The sequence below is a fragment of the Bacillus sp. P4_D3 genome (assembly GCF_056401855.1).
Map to the genome: position 1 here is coordinate 1 of NZ_JBFUIN010000416.1, position 5,269 is coordinate 5,269.

The window sequence follows — 5,269 nt, forward strand, 5'->3', positions numbered from 1 at the left end:
AATGTGGTTTGCTTTAGGGGCAATTGGATTTATGTTTCTTGCAGTAAGTTTTATTTTATTAAGTAGGCATAAAATGAAGAATAAATTTTTGAAAGGGATTACAGCTTTAGTAGCGTACACCCTCATGATTGTATCGGGAATTGTTATTTTCCTTGTTGTATTTAGTGGCCCTATTGAGCAATAAAGGATGTGTAGTCGGTAAATGTTACAAAAGGAACAGTCCATACTAGCATGAAAAGGTGATTGTCAGTGAAAAAAATCCATATTATTTTAATATTTTGTTGCATGAGCATTTTAACAGGGTGTATGTATCCAAGAGAAAATATGAAACAAAGTGCTATTCCTTATGAAGACCAGTTGCAAGTTGTACAAAAAGCCATTAATACATATAAGGAGCAAACGGATGGTTTATTACCAATTAAGACGCGTGATATGAGTACGCCGATTTATCAGAAGTATCCAATTGATTTTCAAAAAATTGCTCCAAGGTACATACAAGAGGCGCCAGGGAATGCGTATGAAAGTGGTGGAGTATATCAATATGTATTAATAGATGTTGAAAAAAATCCGACAGTAAAGTTAATTGATGTGAGAATGGCGGAACAAATTCAAGAAGTGGCATTGAAGCTAAGGATGTATCGGGATGAACATCAATATCCACCTTTTAAAAAAGTGATTACAGATGGTGTTTATGAATTAGACTTCAAAAAACTAGGATATAAAGATGTACCACAAGTGACAAGTCCGTACTCAGGAAAAGGTCTCCCTCTTGTAATCAATGAAAAAGGAGAATTGTTTGTTGATTATAGAATCGACTTATATGAAGTGTTGAAAAAAAATGAAGGGCAATTTAAAGAAGGCGAAGATATCCGGAGTATACTATCGAAGGATTCCCCGTTTGTTCCTGCATATTCTTTGCCGTACACAGTAAAAAATGGAGAACCAATTTTTTTAAAATCATAAGTCATGAACCTTTCTTTTAGTGAATAAGTTCTAGAAGAAAGGTTTTTTATGTTATACAACTTGCGATGCAAACAAAAGGTATTTTTAAATAGTCATATGAAATTGGACAAAATTATATGATATATTGTCCGAACTTCTAGAATACCATTATATTATATCAGATATTATAGGCAACGTTAGAGAAGGTATTAGTTGACTATAAACGTGGAATTATTCCCAAAAATATTGAGGGAGGGAATCACTTGGAAAAGGTAGATATTTTTAAAGATATTGCGGAACGCACAGGCGGTGATATTTATTTTGGAGTTGTAGGAGCTGTTCGAACAGGGAAATCAACATTTATTAAAAAGTTTATGGAACTTGTTGTTATTCCCAATATTGAAAATGAGTCAGACCGTCAAAGAGCGCAGGATGAACTGCCTCAAAGTGCTGCTGGTCGTACAATAATGACGACGGAACCGAAGTTTGTTCCAAACCAAGCGGTTTCTATCGAAGTAGATGAAGGTCTTGAAGTGAATATTCGATTAGTAGATTGTGTTGGATATACGGTTCCAGGAGCAAAAGGATATGAAGATGAGAATGGTCCGCGCATGATTAATACTCCTTGGTATGAAGAGCCTATTCCATTCCATGAAGCTGCAGAAATCGGAACACGTAAAGTAATTCAAGAGCATTCAACAATAGGTGTCGTTATTACAACAGATGGAACAATTGGTGAAATTCCAAGAAGAGATTATATAGAGGCAGAAGAACGCGTTGTAAATGAGTTAAAAGAAGTAGGAAAGCCTTTCATTATGATTATCAATACTGTACAGCCATATCATCCAGATACGGAGCAGTTACGTCAAAGTTTATCAGAAGAATATGATATCCCAGTAATTGCGATGAGTGTAGAGAGTTTAAGAGAAACAGATGTGTATAACGTACTTCGAGAAGCGTTATTCGAGTTCCCGGTTTTAGAAGTGAATGTAAACCTTCCGAGCTGGGTAATGGTGCTAAATGAAGGACATTGGTTACGCCAAAGTTATCAGGAAGCGGTTCAAGAGACTGTAAAGGATATAAAACGTCTTCGTGATGTGGACCGTGTCGTTTGGCAGTTTAGTCAATATGAATTTATTGATCGAGCAAGTCTAGCTGGCATTGATATGGGGCAAGGTGTGGCAGAGATTGATTTATATGCGCCAGATGAATTGTATGATCAAATTTTAAAAGAAGTAGTAGGAGTAGAGATTCGAGGGAAAGATCATTTATTGAAGCTTATGCTCGATTTATCTCATGCGAAAACAGAGTATGACCAAGTGGCGGATGCCCTGCGGATGGTAAAACAAACCGGATATGGAGTAGCAGCGCCTGCATTAGCTGATATGAGCTTAGATGAACCGGAAATTATTCGTCACGGTTCAAGGTTCGGTGTTAAATTAAAAGCGGTTGCGCCGTCTATTCATATGATTAAAGTGGATGTAGAATCAACATTTGAACCGATTATCGGTACTGAAAAACAAAGTGAAGAACTAGTTCGTTACTTGATGCAAGATTTTGAAGATGACCCGCTATCAATTTGGAATTCTGATATATTTGGGCGCTCTCTTAGCTCTATTGTTAGAGAAGGAATTCAAGCGAAGTTATCACTAATGCCAGAAAACGCTCGTTATAAGTTAAAAGAAACGCTAGAAAGAATTATTAATGAAGGATCTGGCGGATTAATTGCGATTATATTATAAGAAAAAAATCCCTCTAATTGCAGAGGGATTTTTATTGAATTATAAAGGAGAATCGTATAATATAGGCGTTGATAATGATTTATCTACATCTTTGTAGTATAGAATTTGCAAAAATTGCCTACAAATGAAAGTAAGACTCATTTTATGATCATTATACAGTCTTATCTTTGGGAGGAGGTGAATGGCATGAACAAGACAGATTTAATCAATGCTGTTGCAGAAGCAAGTTCCCTTTCTAAAAAGGACGCAACAAAAGCAGTGGACGCTGTTTTTGATTCTATCTTAGAAGCTTTAAAACAAGGTGATAAAGTACAACTAATCGGATTCGGTAACTTCGAAGTTCGTGAGCGTGCGGCTCGTAAAGGTCGTAACCCACAAACAGGTGAGGAGATTGAAATCGCTGCAAGTAAAGTACCTGCATTCAAACCTGGTAAAGCGTTAAAAGATGCGGTTAAATAATCCTTACATATTAACAGGGAAGAAGAGTTTCCTTTTTGGAAACTCTTCTTTTTGCTTTTAAAAACATAAATATGCTAGAATGTGTTCGTATCACTTTTAGGTTTTTCGGGAGGGCTAGCGGATGGCAAAAGTTAATTTAGAACAAATTGAACATGCAGTACGTCTTATTTTAGAGGCAATCGGAGATGACCCAAATCGCGAGGGAGTACTTGATACACCGAAACGTGTTGCGAAAATGTACGCAGAAGTATTCTCAGGGATGCATGAGGATCCGAAAGAGCATTTACACAAAGTATTCGGAGAAGACCACGAAGAGCTTGTATTAGTAAAAGATATACCATTCTATTCGATGTGTGAGCATCATCTTGTTCCGTTTTATGGAGTTGCTCACGTTGCATATATTCCGCAAGGTGGAAAAGTAACAGGGCTAAGTAAATTAGCCCGTACTGTAGACACAATTGCGCGTCGTCCGCAACTACAGGAACGAATTACATCAACAGTAGCTAACTCTATTATGGAAGTACTAGAGCCGCATGGTGTAATGGTAGTAGTAGAAGCAGAGCATATGTGTATGACGATGCGTGGTGTGAAAAAGCCTGGTGCGAAAACAATAACGACTGCGGTGCGCGGCGTGTTAGAAAATGATGCAGCAGCACGTAGTGAAATTTTATCGTTTATTAAGACGAAGTAAAGAAAAGCGGGAAACTGCTTTTCTTTTTTTTATATACAAAAAAATGATATAGTTTTAGTGTTAAAGAGCAAGAATATAAAGGGTGAAAATTACTTCTGCCTTTTGTGGAAATGAATGTTTGTAGTTGTTAGAGACGAAGATAACTCGTATGAATGAAAGGTGAGGCTTTATTCGGGGGCAGTTTGGCAGAAGTAGCCAAGTTTTGATTATAGAAAATAGAATGTATGTGTTATAATAAATTTTATGAATTAGAAAACAAGGGTGATTTTTTGTGTGTGACATCTACGGAGGGTATGCGGGTATTAAAGAAAAATTGATGGAGAAATTACGCCATCCTTATTTTATAAACTATATTGAAGAACCATTTATTGATGAAGAAAAAATAGCGCTGTTATACGGTGCATTAAAAAGTGCAAATATACATAAAGAACAAATTGCTCATTATGTAGTAACGATTATGCTTGTACAAATTGCTCTTGATACACATGAAAAAGTATCAAATAAAGCAAACGAAGAGACGAGTGGATTCCATAAGCGTCGTCAATTGACAGTTCTTGCAGGGGATTATTATAGTGGTCTATACTATTACTTATTGTCAATGAATTGTGATATTATCTTAATTCGTGCACTTGCTGAAGGAATTAAGGAGATTAATGAACATAAAATTATGCTATATCAAAAAGCACATGTGGCGATTCAAGACATAATGGAAAGTGTAGTAATAATTGAATCTGCGCTTTTGCAAAAAACATGTGATCATTTTCATTTATCTAATTGGAAACCATATATAACTTATGTGTTAGGAAAAAATCGTCTTCAAAAAGAGTGTCAATTGTATGCGGATAAACAAAATTCACCTGTTTTTCAAGCGGTCCAAAAAATCTCATTGGATGACGATAAAAATCTAGAAACAGTTATTAATGAATGGCTTATGGAAATGAGAAAGCAGGAAGAAAATTTTTTAGAGAATCATACAGAAGTTAATGAGATAATTTCTATGTTAAGAGATAAATCAAGGACATAAGCAACTTTACATTGGAAGAAGGTACGAGCATGCAACAATCAAAAGAAGAAAGAGTACATGACGTATTTGAGAAAATTTCTGATAAATACGATGTGATGAATTCTGTAATTAGTTTTCAAAGGCATAAGGCATGGCGTAAAGAAACGATGCGAATTATGGATGTGAAACCTGGGAGTAAAGCACTTGATGTATGCTGCGGGACGGCAGATTGGACAATTGCACTAGCGGGAGCTGTAGGGGAAGATGGGAAGGTTTACGGTTTAGACTTTAGCGAAAATATGCTAGCTGTAGGTAAACAAAAGGTAGAAGCTTTAGAATTAAAGCAAGTAGAACTTATGCATGGAAATGCAATGGAACTTCCTTATGAAGATAATACATTTGATTATGTAACGATTGGTTTTGGGTTACGTA

Annotated in this window: 7 protein-coding genes; all 7 read left to right on the forward strand. The window is 36.0% G+C overall.

The genetic code is table 11. The features are described from left to right. The first annotated feature begins 1 nt into the window (after position 1). A complete protein-coding gene (locus AC1DTM_RS22010) occupies positions 2-184 on the forward strand; it encodes a DUF2768 domain-containing protein (protein WP_477000875.1) in 183 nt (60 codons plus the stop codon). Positions 185-249: 65 nt separating this feature from the next. Beyond that, positions 250-963, forward strand: a complete 714-nt coding sequence (locus AC1DTM_RS22015) for a hypothetical protein (protein WP_002158592.1) — start codon at positions 250-252, stop codon at positions 961-963. A 242-nt stretch (positions 964-1,205) separates the two neighbouring features. Beyond that, positions 1,206-2,684, forward strand: coding sequence for a stage IV sporulation protein A (gene spoIVA, locus AC1DTM_RS22020; RefSeq protein ID WP_000416521.1), 1,479 nt, complete (start codon positions 1,206-1,208; stop codon positions 2,682-2,684). A 186-nt stretch (positions 2,685-2,870) separates the two neighbouring features. Next, entirely contained in the window at positions 2,871-3,143 is a 273-nt protein-coding gene (locus AC1DTM_RS22025) for an HU family DNA-binding protein (protein ID WP_001043860.1), read from the forward strand. 121 nt (positions 3,144-3,264) lie between these two features. Continuing rightward, complete coding sequence (gene folE / locus AC1DTM_RS22030; protein ID WP_001151479.1) at positions 3,265-3,834, forward strand: GTP cyclohydrolase I FolE; 570 nt, start codon at positions 3,265-3,267, stop codon at positions 3,832-3,834. 271 nt (positions 3,835-4,105) lie between these two features. Then, a complete protein-coding gene (locus AC1DTM_RS22035) occupies positions 4,106-4,858 on the forward strand; it encodes a heptaprenyl diphosphate synthase component 1 (RefSeq protein ID WP_246908557.1) in 753 nt (250 codons plus the stop codon). Between the two features lie 29 nt (positions 4,859-4,887). Next, positions 4,888-5,269, forward strand: a 382-nt coding sequence (locus AC1DTM_RS22040) for a demethylmenaquinone methyltransferase (RefSeq protein WP_477000876.1), incomplete at its 3' end; no start/stop codon positions are given.